This window comes from Verrucomicrobiales bacterium (assembly GCA_016793885.1).
Taxonomy (GTDB): domain Bacteria; phylum Verrucomicrobiota; class Verrucomicrobiia; order Limisphaerales; family UBA11320; genus UBA11320.
In genome coordinates this window covers 1-24230 of the sequence record JAEUHE010000061.1, presented here as the reverse complement: position 1 = coordinate 24230, position 24230 = coordinate 1, and the positions used below count along the sequence as shown (strand labels likewise).

Below are 24230 nucleotides of genomic sequence, written 5' to 3'. Positions count from 1 at the left end.
TAGGGAATCAGCGGTTCGTGGAGCTACCCGAGTTAACCAGCGCGGGAAGTAAACGGAGCGATAGTGAAGCGGCTGCACGCTGGAGTGCACCTTTAGCAGCTGTTTGCTCGGTGTTGTCGACGAAAACCGAGGTCTCTCGATCCGCGTAAAGGACTGTTCCTCGGCGATCGACAGCTTTGAGCTCAACCCGAGCTCGGCAGGACACCAAGCTGCCGTTGCGCGTCGAAAACGCGCTGAAAGCCTCGCCGGAAATCTGAACATCCGCCTCACCTGAACGGGTCGTGTTCACCACCCCAAACCCGGTCTGGGTCAGCCACCATGAAATTTCGGTCTGGGCGGCCGGGTCGTTGACGGGTGACCCGGAATGCTGTTCCGGAATCAAAATGGAAACGGTCGGCCTCGCCTTGGCTCCCAGTCGTTCAAGCAGGAGCTTCTGATGGTCGGTCGCGGTCGGAGGCGGCGCAACCAACTGGTCGGCACTAACCTCAATTGCCGCCAGCAGCTTTCGACTGAGTTCCTCAGCCACCGTTGTGTAGGCGTCGACGGCCTTACCCCGAACCGTTTCGCCAAACGTGCGGCCCGTCTCGCTGCCCATGACCTTCGCGACGATCAGATAGTCCGCCCCGATGCGCACCACCTTGCCGCTCACCAGCACTTTGGCACCGGTGAGATGGCCGATCCTGGCGGCGCTCTCAGGGGTGACTGTGCCCGAGAGACCCTTTGCTTGTTCCTTCAGCAAAAGAGCCAGCTCGGCTCGCTCCACCAGCCACACTTTCGAACTCGCGCTCAGATGAGCCGCCACAACCGCTGAAAACTTCGCCCCCGCATCGCGAATCGCATCCTCCTTGGACTCGAAGTCCAGTATGGCTACGGTGATCGATCCGGTGTCCGCGAGGGAACGGCATTCGAGTAGCAAGAGGGGAAGCAGCATCCAAGGCAGCAGTCCTGTTCCGGACAACCACTCGGGACAGCGCCAAGAACGGCTGGAAGGCCGATGCTTCCACCTCTGGATGAATTGGCAGCATTGAAACCATGAGTGCGTGGCTCTCCCCAAGTCCATTCCTGCTTCCATCGGCTGTTTCCAGCCCCCAGTTGAGCAAGTTGAGGTGGACCTGAGTCTTGCGCGGATGGGCGCAGAGCGGCAAACCACCCGGATCTTCAGACGCTTTCACCGGCACGAGGAGGAATCGGGCCTAAGCGTTCACCGGCGAGGCCTCACTGCCGTTTACCGTTTGGCTTTCGAAGACGGCGTGGTTAGTATGCCCTTGCCGGCAGTCGTTTAGCGATGTAACAACGCCCACACGGTTTGACGAACTTGAACTTGAACTTGAACTCATGAATTCTGAACTCCTTCAATTGCTCGGCGACAAGGCCGACGGCCTCCTCAAACACCAATCCAAGACCGTTCCCAGCTCCATGCTCCACCTGCCAGGCGGCGACTTCATCGACCGGGTCTGGTCGGCTTCGGATCGGAGCAACCGGGTGCTCGGAAATCTGGAACGCCTCTTTCGCAGTGGGCGCCTGAGCGGCACCGGCTACCTGTCTATCTTGCCCGTGGACCAGGGAATCGAACACTCCGCCGGAGCTAGCTTTGCGAAGAACCCGGTTTACTTTGATCCGGAAAACATCGTCAAACTCGCCATCGAAGGGGGATGCAACGCCGTCGCGTCCACCTATGGCGTGCTCGGCACCGTGGCACGCAAGTATGCCCACAAAATCCCGTTCATGGTTAAGATCAACCACAACGAGCTGCTTACCTACCCGAACAAGGCCGATCAAATCCTCTTCGGAACCATCAAGGAAGCCGCCGACATGGGGGCCGCGGCTATCGGAGCCACCATCTACTTTGGATCGGAGAACAGTGGTCGGCAAATCGTAGAAGTAGCTCAGGCCTTCGCTGCCGCCCACGATCATGGCCTGGCTACAGTTCTCTGGTGCTACCTCCGGAACAATGCCTTCAAAAAGGATAAAGACTACCACGTCAGCGCCGATCTGACGGGACAAGCCAACCATCTAGGAGTGACCATCCAGGCGGACATCATCAAACAGAAGCTCCCCGAGAACAACGGAGGCTTCAAGGCACTCAATAGCGGAGGATCGAGTTACGGCAAACTGGACGAGCGCATCTACAGCCAGCTCACCTCGGATCATCCCATCGACCTCTGCCGCTACCAAGTCGCCAACTGCTACATGGGTCGAGCGGGGCTCATCAACTCAGGCGGGGCCTCAGGAGAAAACGATTTTGCTGAAGCCGTCATGACTGCCGTGATCAATAAACGGGCCGGAGGCATGGGTTTGATCTCGGGCCGAAAAGCCTTCCAACGTCCGATGAAAGAAGGCGCCAAGCTCCTAAACCTCATCCAAGACGTCTACCTGGACAAGGATATCACCATCGCGTAACGACCGGATTGGGAACCAACCGCACACTGCTCAGGTCCGAAAAGAAGCTGAGCAGTGTGCGATCGTCGAGGTCTCCCGACGGATGAGTGATGAGTGATGAGTGACGAGTGACGAGTGATGAGTTGTGTGGAAAATGAACAACTCATTCGCAACTCGGGCGACTGACCACTGACCACTGACCACTGACGAGGGACGATTACGATTACGATTACGATTACGATTACGACCGACGACCTCGTCACTCGTCACTCGTCACTCGTCACTCGTCACCCATCACTCATCACATCGCCCCAATAAAGTTTGAACCGACATTCATGAAGTCGAAGGCGTGCAGTCCAAACTCGTTGGAAAGCTCGGTACACACCTTGATGCCACGCACGCTGTTACCGCGGGTGTCCAAGCGCGGCGAATAGACCGCAATGCTCAGTTGACGGTTCACCACCGCCATGATCCCCCCACTCACACCGCTCTTGGCCGGCACCCCCACCCGATAGGCCCACTCGCCCGCGTAGTCATACATGCCACAGGTAAACATCACCGCCAAGGCATCCTTAACATACTGCACGTTGAAGACATCCTTCTGAGTCACCGGGTTCTCACCCGTGTTCGCCAAAGTAGCTCCAATCAGAGCCAAATCCGCGCAGTTCACCAACACCGAACACTGAGAGAAATACTGATCCAACGTTTGGTCCACTTCCTCGTCAATGATGTCAAAATTGCGCATCAGCCAGGCGATTGCACGGTTGCGATGCCCGGTAGCGGATTCGGAATCCCGAACCGCCTCGTCGATTCGCAGTGTTCTTCCCGCCGCCAGTCCCAGCCGCTGCACATACTCCGCCACCCCGGTGCCCCCTGGGCCTTTGATGAGCGAGGCAACCGAGATAGCTCCGGCGTTCACCATCGGATTAAAGGGCCTAGGGCGCCCGTGCTTCGGGTCCAACTCAATGGAGTTGAAAGGATCACCGCTGGGTTCGATCCCCACATGCTGCAGTGTCTTTTCACGTCCGTGCCTCTCCAAGGCCATTAAGAACGCCATAGGCTTGCAAATGGACTGGATCGTGAACTCCTGCTGACAATTGCCCACCGAAAACACTTCCCCGGAAACCGTCGCGAGGCTGATGCCAAAATCGGCCGGATTCGCTTTCCCGAGCTCGGGGATGTAGGTGGCGATGTCCCCTTCATCGTCGTCCTTATACTTCTCGTACAGTGCCGAGATTTGATCTTTGAGTGGCGAAATGTCCCGCATGGTCAATTTTCTACGCCAGACCACTGGTTGAGTCTCATCTTTTCCATGAGTGATCTGCTTATCCGGAGCAAAGCAGCTTCCAGACCAGGGACTCGAAGAACGCCTCCTTGGTTCGCGGTTTCTTCTTGTCACCCGACCCCAATCGCTCCTCACTGGTCTGGAATCATGACCGCAGCCGGCCGCATTTTCATTCTGGACCCGAGGCAACGCGGGTGCCGAACCAACCTCTGCATCACCAGGCACTCCTGAGCCACCATGCCGATTTTTGCCCTCACCATCTTTTTGGGAGCCTTCCTGTTGTTCCAGGTCCAGCCGATGATCGGGAAGTACATCCTTCCGTGGTTTGGTGGAGGCCCCGGGATTTGGAGCACCTGCATGCTGTTCTTTCAGCTCCTGCTGCTCGCCGGGTATGCGTATGCCCATCTGCTTTCGCGCTGGAACTCCCCACGTCGACAAGTGCTCGTTCATCACCTCTTGCTCGGACTCGCCCTGTGCCTGCTACCCGTTGTCCCCTCGGACAGCTGGAAGCCGCAAGCAGTAGGAGATCCTCGAATTCAGATCCTGCTGCTCCTGGCAGCCTGCGTCGGGCTTCCCTACTTCGCACTCTCGGCGACCGGTCCGTTGATGCAACACTGGTTTAGCCTGGTCAGCCCGGGCGCCTCCCCCTACCGCCTCTACGCCTTGTCCAACGCCGGCTCTCTGTTGGCATTGCTCAGCTACCCTTTCTACTTCGAGTCCACCTTTTCGCGAATTACCCAGGCCAGCATCTGGTCCTGGGGGCTCTGTGCCTTCGTTATCAGCAGCGGATTCGCCGCCCGCTCTGTCTGGCGAGCGTCCAACGCACCTCCTGCCACCTCCCCGCAGGAAGGTGCCCAAGCGACTCTCCCGAGAACACCCAGCGGAGAGGAATCGCGCCCCCCGTTCCTCACCTGGTCGCTCTGGCTCCTCCTGCCCGCTTGTGCCTCGCTGCTCTTGCTCGCCACCACAAACAAACTGTGCCAGGACGTCACGGTTATCCCGTTGCTCTGGGTGGTGCCGCTGGCGCTGTACCTGCTCAGCTTCATCATCTGCTTCGACAGCCCTCGATGGTACCAACGGATGCCTTTCGGGATCGCCCTCGTCGCATCCCTGACTGCTCTCTGCTGGGTGCTGTTCGGTGATTCAGAGTTGAGCATGACGGTCCAAATTGGCGTCTATGCAGTCGGACTGCTGATCTGCTGCCTGGTGTGCCACGGAGAACTCTATCGACTTCGACCGTCCTCCGCTTACCTCACTCACTTCTATCTCACGATGGCAGCCGGAGGCGCGCTGGGTGGCCTGTTGGTGACTTTGGTAGCTCCGCTCATCTTCACCGATTATTATGAGCTGCACTGGGGATTACTGCTTTGTGCGGGACTGAGCCTGACCGCTTGGCTGCAGGCGTCGGACTGGGGACGCTTCAGTCGCTGGCGCTGGCACACCTTCGGGGGAGGATTGGCCGGGATCGCTTGCCTTGCCGCCTCGCTCTGGGCCCAGGCGCACGATTCGAGCCAAGACCAGATCCGAAGGACCCGGAACTTTTACGGCGTTCTGAGCGTCCTCAAAATCGATCCCAGCCACTCTGGATCGTATGCTCTCAAGCTGACCCACGGGATCACCGCCCACGGAATGCAATTGCTCGACCCCGCGCTCCGCGCCATGCCCACCACCTACTACGGAGAGAACAGCGGCGTCGGCCGGACCTTCCGATCCTTGGCCGCTGAGACTCGGCAGATCGGCGTGATCGGCCTCGGTGTGGGGACCCTTGCAACCTATGCCCGCCCGGGGGACGGGCTTCGCATCTACGAGATAAACCCGGAGGTGGAGGCTCTGGCTCGACATCACTTCACTTACCTCTCCGACTGCAAGGGGACCCTGAATGTCGTCCTGGGCGACGCCCGGTTGACGTTGGAGCGGGAGCCCGCCCAGCACTTTGACCTGTTGGTGATGGATGCCTTTAGCAGCGATGCGATTCCCATGCATCTTCTCACTCAGGAGGCCTTCCAACTCTACGAACGCCACCTCAAAACCAACGGCGTCATCGCGGTCCACATTTCCAACCGCCACCTGAACCTGGAGCCAGTGGTCGCCGCAGTAGCGCAGCACGCGGGCTATCAAGCCGCCGTGGTCCGAGACGAGGCTCCGGATGACAAATGGTGGCTGATGAATTCCGTTTGGATGATCCTGACGAAACAGGCCAGCCTTCTGAGTCACCCATCGATCGGCTCGGCGGCAGTGCCCGCCCAGACGCAACCCGAGACAGTTCGCCTGTGGACCGATGACTTCGCCAGCATTTACCCCATCCTGAGGTCCCGCACGAACGCGGCGGTGGAGGTGGATCCAGGAAAGTCGCTGATCGAGAACGCGATTCACCTGACGCAAAAGGGGAATTTCGTCGGCGCCATCGCTCGCTATCGTTCTGCTTTGGAAAGAGACCCCAACTTCGTTGACGCCCTGAACAACCTAGCCTGGTTGCTCGCTGCCGGTCCTGACCCCGCACTGCGCCAAGGAGCGGAAGCAGTCCAACTCGCGGAGCGGGCTTGCGAACTGACCGGCTATCAACGCACGTTCCTGGTCGGCACTCTGGCGGCCGCGTACGCCGAAGCCGGACGCTTCGCCGACGCCGTTGCCACCGCCGAAAAGGCCTGCGCCCTCGCCGCTCAGGCGGGAGACGATGTACTCCTCTCCCGAAACCAACAACTGCTCCAGCTGTACCGAAACGGCAAACCCTACCACGAGCCCGCTCAGACTCCGTAGTAGGTCTCGTACACATGAGCCGCTTGCCGCCGGGCATCTTCCCACGTCCAGGTCGTCTCGGTAAATCGATCCGGACTCAGGCTGCGCACATACTCTGAAGGCTTGGGATCCGTCAACGACTCCAAGAGCAGTCGGCCGATTCCCGCCGAACCGCTGATCCCGTGCGCATTGCAGCCTCCGGCCATGACGAAGCCTTTGACTCGCGAGGACTCCCCAATGATAAACCGTCCATCGGGAGTGAAGGTGGGCCATCCCTTGCCCACTCGAGATTTTTGGGTCCCACGGGCTTCTGGCACCAGGGCCGCAAAATCGTCTTCAAAACTCTGCAATACCGGCCAGTCCGGCTCGACCGGTGGCGGCTGAGCGGCCAAAGCGTAGCTGCGTGGATCCGTGTTCAGGGCCTGTTTCTCCCACCCACCCAACAAGAGCCCCCCATCACACGCCCGGCCATAAAGGGTGAGCTCGGGAACCCGAAAACACGGAAGCTCGGGTGTCCATCCCGACAACGCCATGGTGACAAAGTACTCGTGGCGCACCGGAACAATGGGAAGCTCCAGTCCAACCAGCTGAGCCACATGATAGGCATGTGCTCCCGCCGCGTTGATGACGTAACGGCACGAGATCTGACCCCGATTGGTTCGGACTCCCGTCACCCGGCCGTCACGGCAAACAATTCCCTCAACCACGGTGTCGGTCACCAGGCTCACACCGAGCTTCCTCGCCTGATAGGCATAGGAACTGGCTACTGCATACGGACGCATGTAGCCATCCGAGGGACACCACAAGATCGCTTGGGCCTTCTGCAATTGAAGCGGCGGACAAAGCACCCGGGCCTCCTTCGCATCAATCAGCTCCGTTTCCAGCCCCACCCGGTCAGCAACTCGTTTCAACTCACGAAGCTCAGCCGCGCGCTTCTCCGTCAAGGCCACTCGAAGCGAGCCCACCTCGTGCCATTCTGGTTGCACTTTAGGGTCGCGCTGCAACTCGCGAAAGGTAGCGACGGAGTGCATCGCCAGACGGGTGCGTTCCTCACTCGGCCGCGGCTGGCCACACAGGCCGGCGCCTTGGGACGACGTCGCCTGGGCCACATCCGAAGCCCGTTCCACCAGGAGAATGTCCCGCTTGCCCGCGGCAGCCAGGGTGTATGCAACTCCACACCCTACCGCTCCGCCGCCCACGATCACATATTCGGCATCCTTGAGCTCTGTCATTTGGACTCCATTTGTTTGAGATACCAGCGTATGAAGGCATCCACGTTGTATTCCTTGTAAGGCGAGTACGGCCCCGGCGCATACGCGCTGGAATTGATGCCGCGCTGCTGGCGTTCGCAGATCACCCAATCCTGCTCGGAGGTGAGCTGCCAGAAGGGCATCACGGCCGACAGCTCGTAATCGCGTCCCTCCTGGGCCTTCTCGTCCACCAGCCAGTAAACCCGGACTGCGGTGGCCTCGGGACCGGCCGGAAGGAGTCGCGTGCTCACCGCATGATCGCAGCTGGAGTGGTTCCAAAAATTGGGAAGCGCTCGCATGCGGAGGGTGCCGACGTCCGCATCCCGATAATCTCCCATCAGGGGCGCAACCTGCCGGCCATCCATGGTCTCACTCAGATAACCTTCCACCAAGGCGGTCCGGTTCGCTGAAAACCAAATGTTGCGCTCGGCATCAGGAAACGTGGTCATGCCAGTTTGCTTGTGGCTCACGGCCAAGCCGGTGGCCGCCCAGCGAGCCTCGCTGCGCTTGACCGCCGTCTCCATCTCCGCGCGGATCTGGGGCGAGGTGTCATCCGCATTGTAGTGATCAAAGTTGGCCTTGATGTACTGGGGATGATTCGCGTTGCAGTGAAAGCATTCACGATTGTTTTCCCAAACCAGCTTCCAGTTCGCTTTCACATGGTAATCCACGATCTTGGCGATCTTGGCCTTACGAAAACCCTGCGGCCGGGCCAGGGCTCCGAACATCTCCCCCGCCTCCGTGAAATCCGGCGGACATGCGGCCAGCGATACAAAGATGAGTCCTTCCACCTCGCGCACCTGAACAGTCCGCAATCCATACTGCGAACGATCGAAAGATTCCGGCATCGCCGGAGAGTGGATGAGGCGCCCATCCAAATCGTAAGCCCACCGATGGTAGGGGCAAACCCACTTCTTAACCCGTCCGCAGGGCTCATCGCAAAGCAACGATCCACGATGACGGCAGAGGTTGTGCATCGCCCGGACCTCGCCCGTCTCGGATCGCACCACCAAGATCGAGTCTGCTCCCACATCCATGGCGAAATAATCCCCCGCGGCAGGGATCTCACAGCCATGTCCGGCAAACAGCCAGCCCCGGCGCCAAACACGGTCCAGGTCCGCTCGGTAAACCTCCGGGTCGCGATACAGTTCGCCGGCCAGCGTGTGATGGGGAGGTTGGGAGGAGAGCAGGCTTCGCACTCGAGGAGAGAGCGACAATGAGTCAATATGCGTCGGATCCATTGTGGAGATGATTGTCCCGAGAAGTGGCCGAACTGGCAACGCTCAAATGAACGAGGGCGCCACATCTCAGTCGGAATGGTAGAGGATACGTTTTCAATCGTTCGGTGGCACACCAGGAGTTGTTCGTGCTGGGAAAGACCAGCTGCCAGCCCAGGTCGGCCAATCCAAAATCTAAAATCCAAAATCTAAAATCCAAAATCTAAAATCTAAACTTATCCCTACCCCCCCTGGGGCGGCACTCGGTTCCATTGCGGGGCAAGCAGCAAAGCCGCCAGCGCCAGTGCGATACCCAAGCCCACAAAAATCGGCAGCCAAATGTCCTGGCCCGCCCGCAGGTACGCTTCGACGGCACCTGGAAGCATCACCCCAACCATCTGGCCCAGTGAGCCAACTCCGTTGATCAGCCCATTGGCCGTGGAAGCTCCCCGCTTGGTTCCAAAATCGATCGCAGCCGTCCCCGAGATCAGGGAGTCCGGAATAAAGACCAAGAAGCCCAGCAAGAACATGCCAATGCCCATTCCGGTGCGGGACATGGGAAGATAGGGAAACGCAATCATGAGCGCCGCGAGGGCCGCCAGCGCAATGACCGCTGGCGGGATTCTGCGAGCCCCAAAAATCTTGTCGGAAAAAAGACCTCCGAAGAGCGTTCCCAACGGACCGGCAAAATCGAACATGCTGCTCAAAAATCCTGACTCGGCAGTGGTCGTCCCCAATCGCTCGTTGATGTACACCGGAGACCAAAACAGGAGCAAATACCTCGTCGGCTTCACCAGAAAGTAGCTCGCGGCCAGGATCCACACCATGGGGCTTCGCAACACTGCTTTCACCACCTCCCAGCTCTCGCCGGAATCCGCCGAAGCCGAGCGGGAGGGCGGCACCGCTGCCACAGCCGAAGCAGAACCAGAAGCAGGCGCCACAGGCTCCGACAGAGGGGCGTCGGCCAGGGCAGCATGATACACCTCAATGGGTGGCAGCCCTACGTCCTCAGGCCGATTGCGCTGCAGCAGCCAGAACAATCCCCAGATGACCAGCAGCACCAGCGCCGGGACCCAAAAGGCGAATCGCCATCCGAAACGGCTGGCGGCATAGCTGGCCAAGAGCGTCGCCAACACTCCCCCCAAGGCGTAATTCGTGCACCAAAAACCCATGACCCCACCCCGTTCACGTTGGGAGAAAAACTCGCCCAAGTTCTTCGCCAAGGGAGCCCAGCCGCTCGATTGAAAAAATCCCTGCAGGAAGAAAAAGATACCGAGGCCCAGGGCTCCGTGGGAGAAGCCCATGCAGACCGCCGCCAGGATCGACCCCATCATTCCCACCAGAACCACGCGACGGGTCCCCAGCCGATCCCCCAGTGGCCCCCAAACAAACTGACCGACGGCATAGGCCGCCGAATAGGCACCGTCCATGGCGGACATCTGGGACTTGGTCAGGCCCATGACATCCGCCTGCTTCAGCTCATTCTTCGCTACCGAAAACCCCTTGCGGGTGAGATAGAACCCCGCATAGGCCAGCCAGGTGATGGCAAAAATGCGACGGCGCCAACGTTCGTAAGCCGAGTTAGTTTGGGCCGGAATCATGCGTCGTCAGACCGTGGGCAGGTGAACCCTGCAGGGGCATCCTGCTTCCGCGCGTATTAGCGGGGCTCCCTACGGGAGGCAAGCAGGATCAACCGTGATTTTCTGAATGGGATGGATTCAAGAAGGAGTGAGGTTCGCAAGACAAGCCCTCAGCTCAACAGAACTGCGCTCAACCCCGCCCGGCCACACAATCCGACCTTGCAGTCGGGTCGGGAGGCAAGCATAACCTTTGGCAGAACTCCAAGTCCGCTGGACGCCGTCGGGAAAACCGGTGTCAGCCGGATGTTGGGCCGCTCAAACGACCACTCTTTGGACAATCCACACCATGCCATCTCCTAAGAACCAACCGCCACCGTCTGGCCCCTCCGCTGAAGCCCTGCAGGAGTTTGTCCGAACCGAGGCCGCTCGCTACCTATTGGTTCCGAATATCAATTCGGTCGGGATCGGACGCAAACAAAGCTCGGACAAAACCAAAGAAGGCCAGCTGTGCCTGCAGTTCACCGTGGACCGCAAAATGGCTCCCGAAGGCCTGGAGTCGGTCAGATCCAGGTTGATACCACCGCTGTTCCTGGTGGACGGGTACCTGGTGCCAACCGATGTCCTGGAACGCCGCTATGCCCACGCGTTTCAGATCGTCCCGGAGGAGGCCGCCGTCAAGGAGCCGCGAAAGCGCCGACAGGAGGTATTACGCCCCGGCCTCAGCGTCGCCAATATCTCGGGAACCGCCGGCACGATTGGGGCGATCGTCTACGATCGAGAGACCGGCAGCCCGCTGCTGCTTAGCAATTGGCATGTGCTGCAAACCACGGAAGGCCAGATTGGGGATACTGTGGTTCAACCCGGGCCTTTCGATGACAATGATACGGGGAACAATTTCGCCGGCCATTTGCTGAGAAGCCATCTGGGAGCCGCTGGAGATTGCGCCGTGGCTACCATCGAGGGCCGTGCCATAAACCCAGAGGTGTTGGGCATATCGACCGTTCTTCAGCGTCTAGGCAAGGCGGAGTTGGATGATCGCGTGGTCAAGTCCGGACGGACCACCGGAGTCACGCGCGGGAAGGTCGTCCGGGTTGAGGTTCAGACCAAGATGACCTACGGCGATCGAGAGGTGGTGATTGGAGGATTCGAAATAGGCTTCGATCCCCGCCGCAAACCATCCGATGGCGAACTCACCAAGCCCGGCGACTCGGGAGCCCCGTGGGTAGCTCTGGATCCCAAAACCGGGAAGCTGACCGATGTCCTGCTCGGGTTGCATTTCGCCGGCGAGACCGATGAAGAATCTCCTGAGTTCGCCCTCGCCTGCAACGCGCACTCGGTCTTCGAGAAGCTTAACATTTCATTCCGCCCGCCCCAGGCCAGCTCGGCACTCATCACAGGCGTCGGGGCAGAAGCGGCGCGAACGTTTGGAGGCAAGGGCTACGACGAGTCCTTCCTCGGCACTCCGCTTCGCTTGCCGGTCCCTACCTCGGCACTCGCCAAGGACCTGATCGGTGCCAACGGACAGCGTTATGCCCATTACACACATTTTTCTCTCACCCAGAGGAAATCGCGTCGCCTATGCGCGTTGGCGGCGTGGAACATTGATGGAGCCAGGCTCACCAAGGTCAGCAAGGAGGCAAGCTGGGCGCTAGACTCGCGCATCCCCGACACCGCACAGATCGGGGACGTGCTCTACGCCCGGACCAAGTTTGACAAGGGACACATCGCCAAACGAGAGGACCTCGTCTGGGGCCCTCCAGCCGAAGCGAAGCGAGCTAACGACGATTCATTCTGCTATTCGAACGCCACTCCCCAGCACGAGAAGTTCAACCGACTCGCGCCGGCGCTCTGGAAGTCGCTCGAAGATGAACTGATGTCGCAGCTGGCGCCACAACGCCTCCGACTGAGCGTTTTTGGAGGCCCTTTATTCCGTCCTGATGACCTTGAATTTGTGGCTTCAGGTGCGCCAGCCGGAACACCGAAGATCCGAATCCCGCGCGAATACTTCAAAATCGTGGCTTACCGCGACAGCGCCGACGGCGGGTTTAAAGCCCATGCCTTCATCCTGTCGCAAGCCAAGCTGATCCAGGGAAAACTGGAATCCATCGCCGCCGAAGCCTTGGACCTGGAACGTTTCCAAATGTACCAAGTCAAGGTCTCCGAGATCGAGAAACGAACCGGATTCAAGCTGACCGACCTGGCACGGATCGACACCAAGGTAGTGAGACCCGGCGGAGAAGCCCTGGGAGCCGAGACCCAGGTCCTAGCAGCGCCAACCTTGGTCGAAGCTTTAAGTGACATCCTCTGACCGCGAGCAGCAAACGCCGCCGACGCGATGACACGGCTGTGGAGGGGGTGGAAAACCACAAGGAGCCCGAACATATTGCCCACGGACGAGGCCGACCACACGGATCTGAAAGGACTTGCCAGGGCCGTGCCGACTGCCGGTAATGTTCTTCAGAATCCCCTCCGACTCCGTGTGCTCCGCGTGTTCCGTGGGCCAAACTTCCGCCGCGAGTGAGTCCCGGCCTTCCCTTCAAGCTCTGTAGGAGCTGCTTGTCACGTCAGAGCGACCAGCCTTTGCGGTATTCTCGATGGAGCAGTTTGCGGGCGGGCCGCGAGTTTAGGATCTTGCCGCTGAGAGTGTCGTACTCGATCGGTCCTTCAACTAAACTTGCCAGGTTCGCCAACTGAGCCAACTCCGTGAGCGGGCCCCCCATGTCGAAACTGGAGAAGGTCTTGCCATTGCCCTTGCACGCTTCGATCCATTCCCACTGGTGACTCTTGATGCGGGGCAGCGATTCTGCCGGCCCGCCTTTGAAATCCTCGAATCGGCTCTCGGGCAGCAGGACGTAATTGGCGTTCCAGGGATTGTCGGAGTACAGCGACCCTTTCGAACCGACGAGCAGATCCCCCCACGCCCCCTGCTTGTGACCGAGCAGGAGATCGGGTGATGGCTTTTCCTTCGCATACCACGTCGATTTCACTGGAGGCAGAGCTCCGCGTGCCGGCAGGTCGATCACCACCTTGGACGAGGTGGGGTAACCTTCCAGATCGACCTCACTGGGCCAGGCTTGAACCCGGATCACCACTTGCTTGGCGCCAGGGTTCATCGACTTCTGCCACAGTTGTTCCAACCGTAACGCCCGAAACATAATGTTCGCGGTGTGACAGGCAAAATCCCCGATGATGCCGCTTCCGAACGCCCGCCACGCACGCCAATTCGCCGGCACATACACCGGGCTATAAGGCCGTTTTTCGGCGGGGCCCAGCCAAAGGTCCCAGTTCAGTCCTTCGGGAACAGCCGGTGTGTCGGTGGGACGCACCATCGGACCGTTGCCGCCCCCAAACCAGACATGCGTCTCCCGCACGTCGCCAATGACGCCGCCCCAAACCAGTTCCACTGCCCGACGCAGCGCTCGGTCAGCGGATCCTTGGTTACCCATTTGAGTCACCACACGGTGCCGCGCGGCGGTTTCACGCATCACGCGCGCTTCATAAACGGTGCGAGTGAGCGGCTTCTCGCAGTACACATGCTTGCCGCGTTTCATGGCCGCCACCGCGGCCACGGCGTGGGTATGGTCGGGGGTCGCCACCAAGACCGCATCAATCTGCTTTTCCATCTCATCAAACATCTTGCGGAAATCCTGATAGGACTTCGCGTCGGGATGTTTCTGATAGATATCGCCGGCCCGCTTGGCATCCACATCGCACAATGCCACCAGGTTGTTGCCCATACGATGGAAGGCATCCAGGCTACCCCGCCCCTGCCCGCCCACTCCGATCCCGGCGATATTCAGCTTGCTGTTCGCCTCATAGGCAAACGCCAGTTTGCTGTTGCGCAGAATGAGCAACCCACCCCCGGCGGTGGCGGACTTGGAAAGGAAGCTGCGACGGTTGAGCATAGGTTTCATGGCTAATGGAAGGATGCGATTCGAATGATGATTCTCGAAACTAGCCAGCGACGTCAGAGCAGACAATGAAAATGAACGAGCAGGAGAGAAGCCAGGCTGAGAACGGGGCACTGAAATCGAATATGCCGCCCAGCAGACCAGTCAGATTCGGCTCCATGACAACATCCAACTCTTCCATTCTCAAAGTCGCCTGCGGCCTCGCTCTCCCGCTGATCGCCCTGATCGCCATCCAATCCCGCGGACTCATCGCGGCCGATGCCAAAAAGGAAGATCCCCAGCCACCCATCGTGGATCCGGGATCCCCTGGCCGCGCCCCATCCGACGCCATCATTTTATTTGATGGCAAAGATCTGTCTCAATTTCGGGGAGAGAAGAAGGCGGAACCGACTTGGAAGGTGCATGACGGAGTCATGGAAAGCACGCCTCCCGGAGGCATCTTCTCCAAGGAAGAGTTCGGGGACTGCCAGGTTCACCTGGAATTCGCGACTCCTTCCAACGTGCAGGGCGATGGACAAGGCCGGGGGAATAGCGGGGTCTACCTGATGGGCCGCTATGAGATTCAGGTCTTGGACAACTACAACAACAAGACCTACCCCAATGGTCAATGCGGCGCCTTCTATGGAAACAAAGCCCCGCTGGTGAATGCCTGTCGCCAGCCAGGCGAATGGCAAACCTACGACATCATCTTCCGTACGCCCAAGAAAGGGCCGGACGGCAAGATTGTGCCCGGCTCCTTCACCGTGCTCCACAATGGGATCCTCATCCAAGACCATACCCCCGTGGCGGGAGATCGAACCACCGCCTCCCCTCTCAATGGCCTGGTAGAAAAAGGTCCGCTCTATTTGCAGGATCACGGGAACCCCGTCCGCTTTCGCAACGTCTGGGTGCGAAAACTGACCGGAAGTTGAATCTGAAAATTTAGATCAGATTAGCTGGGGGTTTATCCTTCTTGGCCTTTGGTCTCGGCAGATGGAAATCGTGCATTTTTTTGCTGCAAGATTCTCCAAATCCGCTTCTATCCATCGCCTGGTTTGGACTCATGGCGATCAGACTTTGAAATGAAATTTGCAACGGTAGTCAGCTTGTGGGTGGTGACGGCGGCAGTGACAGCGAAGGCCGAGGAACCGAAATCGGGCAGCAAGGTGAGGCTGGAGATGGCCGGCATACGAACCGCCTTTTCCGCCACCCGAATCGACGAACATTTTTACCAGGCCGAGGCCTACGCCCGCTGGGCGCTGCCGGGACAGCTGGAATTCGGACGGGATTGGAGTCTCCGGGCCGGGATCGATGCTTCAGCAGGAATGCTCGGGCGGCTGTCCAAGGAAGACAAAGGCTTTGTAGGTTCGTTGGGTCCGGTCCTCATTCTGAACTGTGCGCGCATCCCCGTGGATCTGGTGATCGGTAGCTCCCCCACCATTCTCAGTCGCGACAGTTTCGATGGCGTTGATCTCGGCGTTCCGTTTCAGTTCACCAGTCATCTCGGGTTTAACGTGCATCTGAGCGATCGCTGGTCGCTATCCTATCGATTGCAGCACATGTCCAATGCTGGCATGGGCGACCGAAACCCCGGCCTCGATCTCCACTCGCTCGCGCTCAGCTTCAAGTTCTGAACCCTGCATCCTGTAGGAGCCGACGGGAGTGTTAGCGTGAGGCACGAGCGCCTCGCCTACCTCTACCTGAGTTCCATCCTGAGCCGAGAGGTCCTCATCGGGGGTAACCTTTCGTCTGTAACTGAACCAGGAGCCGTTGGCATCGCGAACCTGGCTTGTCCGGCAATGGTTACGGGTGCGAGGTCTCCGAGGTTTGGTTGATCACAAAATGACGCGGTCAAGCCCCGCGAACCCGCCGTTCAAGAACCTTGATTTGGCAGGTGGCAAGTAGCTAGGATGCTAGTGTCTCAGCAAGGATGCGCAAAACTCTTGATATCAATTATGAGCCTTTCTCGAAGCCAGCATCTTGCTAAGCCTGTCTGCAGCCTTCTCGCACTGACCCTCGCCGCCGTGCCGGTGCAAGGCCTTCAGTTCTTCCTCGATGTCTCCAGTTACTCCCAAGGGGCTGAACCGGTGGGATACGGGGTCGGCGTGTCCCTCGACGCCGCCCCAGATGACTTCGATGACCTGGTCGATGGTTATCAGCTCACCTCTCCGGATGGATCACTGACCCTGGTGGTCAGTATGGAATCCACCCATGGAGCGTTCGGACTTTTATTCACCTCCTTCGATCAAGCAGCCAGCTCGATGTTCGGAACGTGGACCATTTCTGAGACGGTGTTTGGCACACCGCTGGGAGAATACCCGTTCGAAGTAACGTCCGATGGCTTCTCTGAGGCGGACCTGCCCAGTGCAGCCCTCCTCTTCCCGGCTTTGGATGCCACCGGCATATCCGTCACTCCTACCCTACGGTTCACAGGGCCCGCCGAAGCGAATCAAATCGGGGTGAGCCTTCGTCCCGAGGTCGGATCCTATCCTGATGAAGGGTTCGTCCAGTTGCCCGGTTCCGCTGTTGAATACACCCCCACCTTCAACCTGCTGCCGGGTTTGAACCAGGTCTCCATCGCTTACAATCTCGCCGGTGCAGCGGCCCAAAAGGTTTTCATCGGGACGCCTGCCGGGCTGCGATGGCAGCCGAACTTCTCATCAGCGGCAGTGGCAAACTCCCAATTCGTGGTCAGCGAGAGTCAGACCGAGTTGCGGCTAAGCGGCCCCGAGCGGAAAGAAGGTCTACTCGAATGGAACTTTCCCACGGAGTCGCAGGCGCGCTACGATGTGGAACAGAAGGACGATGTCAACAGCCCGACGTGGCAACTGCTCCAGACGCTGATCGGAACCGGAGGAACGATGACCTTCTCGGTCTCGCCCGAACAAAGAGCTCGGTTCTTTCGAGTCACCAAGCGCTAGCCTGCACCTCCGTGGGGGAGCCGCTTGTCACGCTGTAGTCGAAAATGAAGGCGGAACGTGAGAAGGCCTCGGAACCGCAGAAGCCCCCGTGAGCAATAGCTGTTTCACCCGCTCTTCAGGATTGTAAATCCTACGAATCGGTTCACGATACCATCATTCCTATGCGTACCTGGAAATATCCGACTCTGCGGTGGACGGCGTGGATGATCGTGGTGCTTGGTTGGTGCGGACCTGCGCTGCCGCTTCGCGGCCAGGAGCGGGTGTTGATGTTCGATGCGCGAGCGGACCAAACCGGCTCCACGAACGGCGGCACGGCCATCTGGAGTTTCGAAACCAGCCGATGGCGCTGGTGGTTTCAGAATGTGTCGGAAGCCAATGTGTCTCCGGACGGCACTCGCGTGCTCTACGTGTTCAACAACAATGTCTTCCTCTCCGATGTCCGTGGTCGGAATCCTCGACTCTTCCGCGCCCGGTCCAGAGTTCCCGCCTGGTCACCCCGCGGAGATTTGGTGGCACTGCTCGATCTGGAAGGTGATTTGCTGGTGCTCACAGCCGAGGGAGCCGTGGTCAAGACGTTCCCGGACATCTATCGGTTTATGCCCTATCCGCGGCCGACCTGGTCACCAGACCAAACGGAGATCGGAATCACGGGGACGGCGTTCGTTGACGAAATCGGGTGCGAGTTCTTCGATCAACAGTACGAGGCCTGTCCGAGGAAGAGCCCAGTGGGTTCGGTTTTTGCATTGAATGTCGCCACTGGCGCGAAACGTCAGCTCTTCGACCCGTCGCATATCAGCGTGGAGGTGGGCAAATTCAAGGGGGGTCCGAACAACAACACCACCTACACGTCCTACGCGACCTCGAAAACCTCCTTCGTTGCTCCGGTGTGGTCGCCCGATGGAACTCAGATTGCTGGAAACTACGGAGTTATCCGCTGGCACACGTATCCCATGCCAGGCACCGGAATCACGACCGGATGGAAGTACCTCGAGCTCAACACCGGCTTGATTCCCTCCTCAGGGGGCCTTGCCGCCCCGGTCACCCAGCATCTGAATCCAAGCCCGTTCTTGGACACGACTCTCCGAACGAGTTGGCCCGGCGCGTGGGATGACGAAGGACGCCTCTATCTCACGCAAACCCGCAATTCAACCGATCCAGCGAGCCTGCAAGGCACGTTCGTGCGCGAGCGTGATGGCAGCATCAGACCGGTCAATGGGTTCGTCGCCAACAACATTCAGTATGCGCTGCTCAACACCAGCGGGGTGGCAATTCAGATCACCACTCCGAGCCTTCAATACGCCTCCGGCAAACGGTTTGAAGCCACCATCAAACTGAGCCTCCGGGAGACCACCGCACGGACCGTCGAATTTAAGGATGTCGTTCTGCGGGCGGAACAAACCAATGTGCTCCGGGTCAGTTCGATTCCTCTTCCCGGGCCGGTGCTCCTCACGCCAGGGGCGCCGGAACGCACCTTCACCATTCCAGTGGAGGCCGGAGAGCAAGGGGAATCGCGCCTGGTCAGTACCATCCTAGTGAAGGATGGCGCGGGCCAGGTCTCCACTGTCACGGCGCGACAGTCGGTCAAGGTCACTGTCCTCGGGGATCTTTGGATCAAGACCGCGGCGGAGAGTCGCCCCGCGTTCGGAGCGGACGACGTTTACCAGAAAACGCCTTCCGGCCGCCAAAGCCGCACGAATATAGTCGGTGCCGCCGGGATTTCTCAGTTTGATGTCCGCGTCCAAAATGACACCTTGTCGCCCCAATCCTATCGCATTGCCTCCACAGAGACGGGATCGAATGACTGGGTAGTGCTCTATTTTCTGGATACCAAAAACATCACCGCAGAAATCAGATCTCCCGTCGGTTATCTGCTACCCCCGCTGGCCCCAGGCAAGTTCCACTCCCTCGTCGTGGCAATGGCTCAGACCAACGTCGATCAACAATCCTATTTCCGCTCGCGACTGGCCTTGAGCAGTGAAAAGGAACCCGGAGAGATCCTCGATACCGTGCAGGCGAATTCCATCTCCGCAGCGAAATTGGTGGTCAACTCGGAGGCCGACCTTCCCGACAAGGATCCGACCGACTGCTGCTGCGATACCGGCCGTAAACTGCCGGACGGAACCCAGGAATGCACGCTGAGGGCGGCAATTCAGGTGGCGAACAATCTGGAGGGTGTGAAGGCGATCCAATTCGCCATCAAGGATGCGAATGGCGATCGTCTCGATCCAGCGATCATCGCTCCTAAAACCCCACTGCCCCCACTGACCTCGCAGACCATCATCGAAGGGTTCACCCAGAAGGACAAGGCCAACCGGAATCCATCCGTGGTGCTCTCCGGCGAAAACATCTCCCCGGCCCCGGTCGGACAGGATCAAACCGCCAGTGGTCTGGTGGTGGAAGCGGGCGGGTGCGTGATCGCCGGGTTGGTGATCCAATGGTTTCCCTCCTATGGACTGGAACTACATGGCAATGATGGGGCAGTCGTTCGCTGTTACATCGGCACCGACGTCACCGGAATGCTATCCCGAGCGAACGGGATTACTTCCGACGACTGGGAGAACTTCACCAAAGGTGGTGGAATTTTGGTCACGGGGGCTGGCAACCAGATCGGGGGCATCGATTCCGGCAACCTGATCGCCGGAACGGACAACGGCGCCCGGATTGTTGACACGGTGACTGCTGCGGAGTCCGAGGTTGATCCCGACGTGACGTTGTATTCTGGAACTGCGCTCATTTTGGCGGAAGGTGCCGACGAGACCATTGTCCAAGGCAACTATATCGGTGTCGCTGCGAATGGCACGGATAGCACATCGGATTCCGGTGGGCTCATGATGATAGGGATTTTCGTTCAATCCAACGGCAACTGGATAGGTGACTCTGCGGAGAATCCGAAGGGAATGAACATCGTCTGCAACAGCCTCGTTGGGATAGCGGTTTCAGGGCAGGACAATCGTGTCCTGGGAAACCAGATTGGCGTGGGTTTCGATGGCGGCAACCTGGGAAATGAGGTGGGGATCTCCGTCGAAGGACTGGGAAATCAAATTGGTGCGCAGGGCGCAGGCAATTTACTGATGTTCAACGGCTACGGGATTAGCTGCCGGGATGCTCAAGAGCTGACTATCGAGGAGAACTCCATTGGTGACACCGAGAAGTATCAATTCTCGCCGGGGAACCGGAACCAGTATGTGGGCATTGTAGTCAATAGCGGCAGCGACGGCGCCCTGATCCGCCGGAACCTCATCAGCCACCAACTCTTCGAAGGCATCCGCGTGGGAGGGAATGGTGAGCCGGTCGATGGCCTCGATATCGTCGACAATGAGATTTCCTGGAACGGACGCGCAGGCGAACCAGCGTCTCGCATGGCGGCGGTGCATATTGTTTCAGGCCTAGGAAATGCCATCAGTAGGAATGACCTAATTGACAATACCGGTTTTGCGATTTCTCTGCGCGGTGTCGGCAACGAGGATGGGAGCCTCAGCGCTACCAACGACGAGGGAGACCTGGACGACGGCCCCAACACGTTGCTGAATTTCCCAACCTTGGAGGCGGCGGTGCTCTCCGGGTCGCACCTGGCATTGACCGGGCAGCTGAGCGCGACGAGAGATCCAGTGGAGATGCGGATCGAAATCTACGTGGGTCGAACCGGAACATCTAATCCCGAGAATTTCTTTGGAAGCATCGAGGTACCCACGTCTCCCGACCGTCCCACGCCCTTCGTAGCCCGACATACCGGCGATTTATCCGCCGGACAATACATCTCAACCATCGCCATCGATCCCGATGGCAACACCTCAGAGGTTTCACCGAGCGTGATGGTCCAGGGTCCGACCGATGAGGAGCAGGACGGCGCGAGCGATGACGTGGAGAACCAGGTACCGTCCCCGAGCTCACCCTCGCCCGCACCATTGGCCCTGCAGGTCGCCCTGGCGGATGTCACGATCGCGAAGGGGGACGGCGACGGGGATGGGCGTTTGGATTCTCAGCAAGCCAATGTGGTTTCGCTGCCTGGCCTCAGCGGAGACTGGATCACGCTGTCCGCCAGAGCCGAGCTCGCATTCAGAGGGGTTGCACCGCTGAGACTTCCCCACTCTGGACAGCTTCCCTCAGGGTATTCCTTCCCGATCGGGGCTCTTCAAGTCGGGGTCCGCGGGCTGTCTCCGGGAAGTGACGTGGTGCTGACGAACCGAATCCATTCGCCGGTGTCCTGCTCCACCGTATTCGCATTCGGCCCAACCTCGACGGATCCCCAGCCGCATTGGTACGAGTTGCCGTCCGGATCCGTGTCCATCTCGGCGGGGGAGGGCATTAAGTTCCTGGTGACCGTGCGAGATGGGGGAATGGGTGATCATGACCTGAAAGTCGATGGAGCGATCTTAACCCTGCTCGCTCCAGCCTACCGGCTGCCACCACCACCGAGGCTGGAGTTACTGGAATCGCGCGTGGATCCCGTCAGTCGGTTGACCGTTGCCACAGGGCCCCTGGGCGCGCCAACTCTCGAAACGAACACGGTGCCTTTGGTGAGTCTCGCATTAGGATGGCCGGATGTCGGTTCAAACTATGTGCTGGAGTTTACGGACAGTCTTTCGAACACCAACCTCTGGCGTCCAGTCAGACAGCTCCCCGTGCTGCAGAATCAGCAATGGGTTCTGACCAACCGTTCCCTTGATCGAGTCAGGCACTATCGTCTACGGAAGCAGAACTGACCCATCCCCCCTGTAGCCCAATCCATGCAGTACGACTGCATGCGGTTGCGCAGCAGGTTTTTGCGAAAACCGAGGCGTGAGGAGCGAGCGTATTGCACTAAATACGTAAGCGACGAAGAACGAAGGAGAAGTCCAAGAAGGCTTGGGCCGCTCCCTATGTAGCGGGTTGTGTCTAGCGAGGGCATTTGGCCCCGCCCGCATCCCCTTCCCTCCTTCGTCAACGAAGGGGGAAAGGCAGGTCCTTAGGGCTTCGGCACGAAAGTCAGGTCGAGTTGCTGGACCGTTGGATTCTTCTCGGGGGTCAGGGTAAAATGAACATGAATGTGACCATTCTCGCCGATCATCTTGAAGGTGCCTCGCAGTTGATTCTCGGGCACGATTGGTTGGATGGAGAGAATCTTACCGAGCTTGCCCAGAACATCGCGGGAAACCGCCATTCGATCCGCTCGAGCTTGATCCAGGAAGAAATTCTCCGCGACAATCTCTCCCTCCAGCTTGGGGTGCCAATGAGTGATCATCTCGGCGACCTGGGTCGCTCGTGTCTGAAGCAGACCTGGAGCCACAACGCTCCGCGGCTTTAGTTCCGCACGCTCGACCAGAAGATTCAGCGCCTTACTGCACGCCCGCGCAGCGGGAGCATAGGTGCGATTCGCAAAGGCGTACACCCCTACCCCATAGTCAGGGAGAAATCGGAAATGGCTGCCGTAGCCAGGCAAGCCTCCCGTGTGGGCCAAGGTCACGAGCTTGCGGCTATCGATCGACCAGCCTAAACCGTTGCCGTAAAAACCAACGCTGGGATTCGGTGTGACGCCGTCCAGCAGCGTCTCCTGGGCACCTACTCGAGAAACCACATAGGGCTTCTGCATTTCGCGAACAGTGGACCGTCGGATCGGTCCTAGCTCAGCGCCATCCCGGGCTGGCCAGGCGTCCAAGTGAAAGCGCATGTATTTGGCAAAATCGTTGAGCGTTGTAATCAGCCCGCCACACGCGGCGCCTTCACCATCGTGCAAGATAGGCTCGGGTATCCAGGCGTTGTGCTCCCAACGGTAGCCCTGGGCCAAGGCATCCGGGGGAACATCTGCAAACTCCCACCAGGTGTTGGTCATGCCCAACGGTCGCAGCAACCGGGTGTTGATGTATTTCTGAAAAGACATCCCGGAGGCTTTCGCGATGACCTGACCAAGCAGCACATAGCCCAGATTGCTATACTCATACTCCTGTCCGGGAGGGTTAGAGAACGACAAGCCGCCGCGGACGAACGTGCGCAGCGCCTCCTGGGAAATTTCGAGCTGCCGATCGCCCCAAGGATTGTCCTCCGGCAAGCCGGTGGTCATGGTCATGAGATTCCGGATGGTGATCCTCGGGGAATCCGTCGTCGGTAGTTGAACCTTTCGCAGCTCGGGCAGATACTTTTCAACCGCATCATCCAGCCCCAGCTTACGATCGTCGCGCAGGCGAAAGACCGCGAGACAGACGAAGCTTTTCGACATCGATGCGATGCGAAATCCCGTGTCCGGGCCACACTTGATCTTGCGTTCCAGGTTGGCTAGTCCGAGCTCGGCGTGGTGGATGAGCTCGCCATCGACCACCACGCCGTACACCACGCCCGGAAGGTGTTCCGTCTTCGAGAAAGAGCTAAACCATTCATCGATCTCGGGCAACACGACTCGAATTTTTTGCAGCCGTTGAGGATCGGTGAAACGGGGCTGCACGTAAGAAGCGGGCGAAGCGCCGACACACCGCATTTGGATCGCTGCAGCCATCCAAATGCAGGTAAAACCAAGACTGAACATGTGACCGAACCAGTGCAATGGGTGAACAGCTAAGCGTCGGCGAAGTATGTCGGTTGCCATGTGCGGAATACTCCTGCCTGGCCACCGAAAGTCAACGAATCAGGGAAGCTACAGAGCTTTACCGTGGACGGGCTAGAAAACCACAGGCTCGGAGGTATGGAGTTCCCACTTTAGCCAATCCATGCAGTAGGGCGGCATGGATTGGGCTTTAGTGGGGGTCGCGTGCGCCATGCCCCGTAGGGTGAGAGCTTACCGGGGGGGCTAGAAAAACCTCAGGCTCGGAGGCATGGAGTTCCCACTTCAGTGGGGGCCGCGTGCGCCATGACCCGTGGGGTGAGAGCTTACCGGGGGGGCCGAGTAGAAAACTTCGGGCTCGCTTCTGCATACGTCGCCCTTTCCGCCTGAAGCCCAATCCATGCAGTTGGAGTCGCGTTCGCTCATGGAGATGCCCCTAGGTTTAGCCAGTTGGGTTCGAG

The 24230-nt window shown here is 59.0% G+C and carries 14 protein-coding genes; 7 read left to right on the top strand and 7 right to left on the bottom strand.

Annotated elements, in window-relative coordinates; all coding sequences use genetic code 11:
• Positions 1-7 precede the first annotated feature (7 nt).
• Complete coding sequence (locus tag JNN07_07890; protein ID MBL9167647.1) at positions 8-931, bottom strand: hypothetical protein; 924 nt, start codon at positions 929-931, stop codon at positions 8-10.
• A gap of 404 nt (positions 932-1335) precedes the next feature.
• On the opposite strand from JNN07_07890, the gene JNN07_07885 reads away from it, so the two are divergent.
• Positions 1336-2400, top strand: coding sequence for a class I fructose-bisphosphate aldolase (locus JNN07_07885; protein ID MBL9167646.1), 1065 nt, complete (start codon positions 1336-1338; stop codon positions 2398-2400).
• 280 nt (positions 2401-2680) lie between these two features.
• On the opposite strand, the gene glsA is transcribed toward JNN07_07885, so the two are convergent.
• A complete protein-coding gene (gene glsA, locus JNN07_07880) occupies positions 2681-3646 on the bottom strand; it encodes a glutaminase A (GenBank protein ID MBL9167645.1) in 966 nt (321 codons plus the stop codon).
• Between the two features lie 255 nt (positions 3647-3901).
• Here glsA and JNN07_07875 point away from each other — a divergent pair, with 255 nt between their 5' ends.
• Positions 3902-6421 (top strand): fused MFS/spermidine synthase, encoded by a 2520-nt coding sequence (locus JNN07_07875; GenBank protein ID MBL9167644.1) that lies wholly within the window; start codon positions 3902-3904, stop codon positions 6419-6421.
• On the opposite strand, the gene JNN07_07870 is transcribed toward JNN07_07875, so the two are convergent.
• The 3 genes from JNN07_07870 to JNN07_07860 form a co-directional block, all read right to left on the bottom strand.
• Complete coding sequence (locus JNN07_07870) at positions 6409-7632, bottom strand: FAD-binding oxidoreductase (GenBank protein MBL9167643.1); 1224 nt, start codon at positions 7630-7632, stop codon at positions 6409-6411. The genes JNN07_07875 and JNN07_07870 overlap by 13 nt on opposite strands.
• Complete coding sequence (locus JNN07_07865) at positions 7629-8867, bottom strand: aromatic ring-hydroxylating dioxygenase subunit alpha (GenBank protein MBL9167642.1); 1239 nt, start codon at positions 8865-8867, stop codon at positions 7629-7631. Before JNN07_07865 ends, JNN07_07870 begins: the two co-directional genes overlap by 4 nt.
• Before the next feature lie 242 nt (positions 8868-9109).
• Positions 9110-10468: an MFS transporter gene (locus JNN07_07860; GenBank protein MBL9167641.1), complete on the bottom strand. Its 1359-nt coding sequence runs from the start codon at positions 10466-10468 to the stop codon at positions 9110-9112.
• Positions 10469-10793: 325 nt separating this feature from the next.
• On the opposite strand from JNN07_07860, the gene JNN07_07855 reads away from it, so the two are divergent.
• Positions 10794-12755: a DNA/RNA non-specific endonuclease gene (locus JNN07_07855; GenBank protein ID MBL9167640.1), complete on the top strand. Its 1962-nt coding sequence runs from the start codon at positions 10794-10796 to the stop codon at positions 12753-12755.
• A 256-nt stretch (positions 12756-13011) separates the two neighbouring features.
• Here JNN07_07855 and JNN07_07850 read toward each other — a convergent pair whose 3' ends face one another.
• Positions 13012-14361: a Gfo/Idh/MocA family oxidoreductase gene (locus JNN07_07850; protein MBL9167639.1), complete on the bottom strand. Its 1350-nt coding sequence runs from the start codon at positions 14359-14361 to the stop codon at positions 13012-13014.
• Between the two features lie 155 nt (positions 14362-14516).
• Between JNN07_07850 and JNN07_07845 the strand changes: the two genes are divergently transcribed.
• The 4 genes from JNN07_07845 to JNN07_07830 all read left to right on the top strand — a co-directional run bounded on the left by JNN07_07845 (position 14517) and on the right by JNN07_07830 (position 21961).
• Positions 14517-15269, top strand: coding sequence for a DUF1080 domain-containing protein (locus tag JNN07_07845; protein ID MBL9167638.1), 753 nt, complete (start codon positions 14517-14519; stop codon positions 15267-15269).
• A 150-nt stretch (positions 15270-15419) separates the two neighbouring features.
• Entirely contained in the window at positions 15420-15971 is a 552-nt protein-coding gene (locus JNN07_07840; protein ID MBL9167637.1) for an acyloxyacyl hydrolase, read from the top strand.
• A 321-nt stretch (positions 15972-16292) separates the two neighbouring features.
• A complete protein-coding gene (locus tag JNN07_07835; protein MBL9167636.1) occupies positions 16293-17258 on the top strand; it encodes a hypothetical protein in 966 nt (321 codons plus the stop codon).
• A 161-nt stretch (positions 17259-17419) separates the two neighbouring features.
• A complete protein-coding gene (locus JNN07_07830) occupies positions 17420-21961 on the top strand; it encodes a hypothetical protein (GenBank protein ID MBL9167635.1) in 4542 nt (1513 codons plus the stop codon).
• A gap of 242 nt (positions 21962-22203) precedes the next feature.
• On the opposite strand, the gene JNN07_07825 is transcribed toward JNN07_07830, so the two are convergent.
• Positions 22204-23724 (bottom strand): beta-lactamase family protein, encoded by a 1521-nt coding sequence (locus tag JNN07_07825; GenBank protein MBL9167634.1) that lies wholly within the window; start codon positions 23722-23724, stop codon positions 22204-22206.
• Between the last annotated feature and the right edge of the window lie 506 nt (positions 23725-24230).

What these genes read in the sequence shown, in the direction of transcription:
- JNN07_07825 (MBL9167634.1), bottom strand. Translation starts at nt 23,724, where the DNA reads ATGGCTGCAGCGATCCAAATGCGGTGTGTCGGCGCTTCGCCCGCTTCT.
- JNN07_07875 (MBL9167644.1), top strand. Translation starts at nt 3,902, where the DNA reads ATGCCGATTTTTGCCCTCACCATCTTTTTGGGAGCCTTCCTGTTGTTC.
- JNN07_07885 (MBL9167646.1), top strand. Translation starts at nt 1,336, where the DNA reads ATGAATTCTGAACTCCTTCAATTGCTCGGCGACAAGGCCGACGGCCTC.
- JNN07_07835 (MBL9167636.1), top strand. Translation starts at nt 16,293, where the DNA reads ATGAGCCTTTCTCGAAGCCAGCATCTTGCTAAGCCTGTCTGCAGCCTT.
- glsA (MBL9167645.1), bottom strand. Translation starts at nt 3,646, where the DNA reads ATGCGGGACATTTCGCCACTCAAAGATCAAATCTCGGCACTGTACGAG.
- JNN07_07860 (MBL9167641.1), bottom strand. Translation starts at nt 10,468, where the DNA reads ATGATTCCGGCCCAAACTAACTCGGCTTACGAACGTTGGCGCCGTCGC.
- JNN07_07850 (MBL9167639.1), bottom strand. Translation starts at nt 14,361, where the DNA reads ATGAAACCTATGCTCAACCGTCGCAGCTTCCTTTCCAAGTCCGCCACC.
- JNN07_07845 (MBL9167638.1), top strand. Translation starts at nt 14,517, where the DNA reads ATGACAACATCCAACTCTTCCATTCTCAAAGTCGCCTGCGGCCTCGCT.
- JNN07_07855 (MBL9167640.1), top strand. Translation starts at nt 10,794, where the DNA reads ATGCCATCTCCTAAGAACCAACCGCCACCGTCTGGCCCCTCCGCTGAA.
- JNN07_07830 (MBL9167635.1), top strand. Translation starts at nt 17,420, where the DNA reads ATGCGTACCTGGAAATATCCGACTCTGCGGTGGACGGCGTGGATGATC.
- JNN07_07890 (MBL9167647.1), bottom strand. Translation starts at nt 931, where the DNA reads ATGCTGCTTCCCCTCTTGCTACTCGAATGCCGTTCCCTCGCGGACACC.
- JNN07_07840 (MBL9167637.1), top strand. Translation starts at nt 15,420, where the DNA reads ATGAAATTTGCAACGGTAGTCAGCTTGTGGGTGGTGACGGCGGCAGTG.
- JNN07_07870 (MBL9167643.1), bottom strand. Translation starts at nt 7,632, where the DNA reads ATGACAGAGCTCAAGGATGCCGAATATGTGATCGTGGGCGGCGGAGCG.